This window comes from Planomonospora algeriensis, assembly GCF_977012225.1.
Window position 1 is genome coordinate 1 of record NZ_CDRNDK010000700.1, and the last position, 2364, is coordinate 2364.

Below are 2364 nucleotides of genomic sequence, written 5' to 3' on the forward strand. Positions count from 1 at the left end.
TGCGGTTTCAGGGCCGAACGTGGCATGGATCGGCCCGGAGCTGCGGAACGCAGGCAGAAGGTCGTGCAGGTAGGTCGGTGACTGCATGGCCGCCTCTCGGAGGAAGGGAGTATCCCGCAGGACGCCCCGCACTGCGTGTCCGGACCGCGTCCGGGGAGGTTACCCGTGATCATCTAGGCTCGCCTCAGCAAGGACACGCCTTACCCGAGCTGGTCGGCTGAGCATGGTGGGGGCAGGAGGTCGGGGTCGACATGGTCAGCGAGATAGATCATGACACCTTCGGGATGCATCCCGAAGGCTGCGGCGACGAGTTTGGCGTCCATGGTGTTGACCAGGTCGATCAGGCGGGTGGAGCGAAGCATCCGCGGTGAGATGCCGGCCGGGTCCAGGACATGGCTGACATAGGCGACGGAGGCCGGGTTCTTGCCCGCCTTGGTGCCCTTGGTGACCATCAGATGCGGGTTGCCGGTGCGCTGAGTCTCGCGGTGGGCCAGACACCGCTGCACCATGGTCCAGCTGACCGGATCCAAGGGGACCGGGTGGGGGCGGTGCCCCAGGCGGATGGCGCGGGCGGCAGGATCGATGTCTCCCAAGCGCAGGTGGCGGATCTCGCTGCTGGAGGCGCCATGGAGCAGTGCGAGGATGCCCAGCAGAGCCTCGTGTGGATGGACGGCCGGGCCGGTGGTCCACCGCTGGAAGAGGCGTCGCTGCTGGTCGAGGATGAGGGTCTTGCCGATGAAGCCCTTGGGCGCCTGCGCCGACAGTCCGCTGGTGGGGTCGACCAGGATTATCTTGTGGCTCTTGGCGAAGCGGAAGAACTGCCGGGCGATCTGCAGCCGCCGCGGTCGGTTCTTGGGCTGAGCGGCCAGGAAGGTCTCGATGTCGTGGACGTCGACCAGAGCCCAGTCCTGCTTGCCGCGCGCGTCCACGTGCTGGGCCAGATCGCGCACGGTGGACAGCTTGGTGTCGAGGGTGACGTCAGCGCGGGGCAGTGTCCCGGCCCGGCGGGCGCGCTCGCGTGAGTGCAGCAGGAAGGTGTTGAAGGCCTCCGCCGCGGGCCGCAGCGGTTCGGGGACGGCGTTGATCCGGCGGCGACGGCGTCCGGAGGCCAGCCGTTCCGCGTGGTCGGTGGCCAGCGCCAACCCGCGTTCGGTGAAGAAGACCTCCAGTCCTCGGGCCAGCGGTCCCATCGAGCGGCCGGGCAGGCGGGCCCGTTCCAGCAGGGCTTGAGGGTGGTGGGGATGGTCATCGTCCAGCAGCCGTCCCAACTGGCCGATCAGGAGGCAGGCCCGGGCCGGAGAGTGACCGGCGGCCAGGTGGGCGATGAGGTCGCCGAGCCAGAGCGGTGGATCGGCCAGTCGGGCGATGAGGTTCCCGCCGGCGACGAAGGGCCGTTCGGGGCGGCGTTGCCAGCAAGCCGAGCACAGGCCGTGGCCGGCATGCGGGCGAAGCTGACCGCATCCGTCGCAGACACGGGGAGGGTCCTTCACCTGGCGGGGACGTGAGCAGGTCCCGCACCAGCCGGTGGCATCGCGCAGATAGCCCGGGCGGCCGCAGCGCGGGCACGGCTGCTGAGCCGCCCGCTGACGCGCCTTGCGGGCGCAGTCCCGGCACAGCGTCGCATCCGGTGAGCGGACCGGATGCCCGCACTCGACGCAGACGCGCGAACACGTGATGCATCGGCCGGTGTCGGCCTGCAGCACCCGTTGCTTGCCGCAGGCCGGGCAGGACGCCTTGACGGCCGCGTTCTTGAGTCGGCCCAAGCAACGGCCGCAGTGCTGGCGGCCGATGATGCCGACCGGACCGCCGCAGTCCACACAGTCGCGTTGCCGCTGGCCCATCTCGGTCCTCCGTTTTCGGTCACAGTGGGGGCATGGAACGGCCCCCGCCGACGGCCTTCGGCTCGGCCGCCGGCTGAGGCGGCCGGACGGGCCGCTCGACGGGAGTGGTGTCCACCTCGAACAGGTCGTTGGGGCTGCACTCCAACGCGGTGCACAACGCCGCCAGGGTGGACAACTTCACCTGCGTGGGCTCCTTGGTCAGCAGCACCGACACCGAGGCGGCCGACAGCGCCAATCCAGCTCGCTCGGCCAGCAACCGCCGCAGCTGGGCGCCGGTCCACACTTCACGCTGCGCGGCGGCCATCCGTAGTTTCCACCGGATCTTCATGCCGTCGAGTCTCCCTCCCCGGTCAACTCGCCCAGAGCGCTGGTCACCGCCCGGCGATAGGCGTCTTCGATGAAGGTGGCCGACGGGCGGACATAACGCATCGTCGAACTCACCGTCCAGTGCCCGAGCAGCTGCTGGATGTGAGGTGCCCAGCAGATTCCGGACAGTCGCTTGTGGCGGAGCCTATGCGGCTTC

General features: G+C 69.6%; 3 protein-coding genes. All 3 read right to left on the reverse strand.

What is annotated here, in order from left to right; all coding sequences use genetic code 11:
• Window positions 1–200: 200 nt before the first annotated feature.
• Window positions 201–1763, reverse strand: a complete 1563-nt coding sequence (locus tag ACWJ6R_RS34715) for a hypothetical protein (RefSeq protein WP_449066268.1) — start codon at window positions 1761–1763, stop codon at window positions 201–203.
• Between the two features lie 97 nt (window positions 1764–1860).
• On the reverse strand, window positions 1861–2169 hold the full coding sequence (locus ACWJ6R_RS34720; protein WP_449066269.1) for a helix-turn-helix domain-containing protein: 309 nt from the start codon (window positions 2167–2169) through the stop codon (window positions 1861–1863).
• Window positions 2166–2364: hypothetical protein (locus ACWJ6R_RS34725; protein WP_449066270.1), on the reverse strand; the 199-nt coding region annotated here is incomplete at its 5' end. The genes ACWJ6R_RS34725 and ACWJ6R_RS34720, both read right to left, overlap by 4 nt.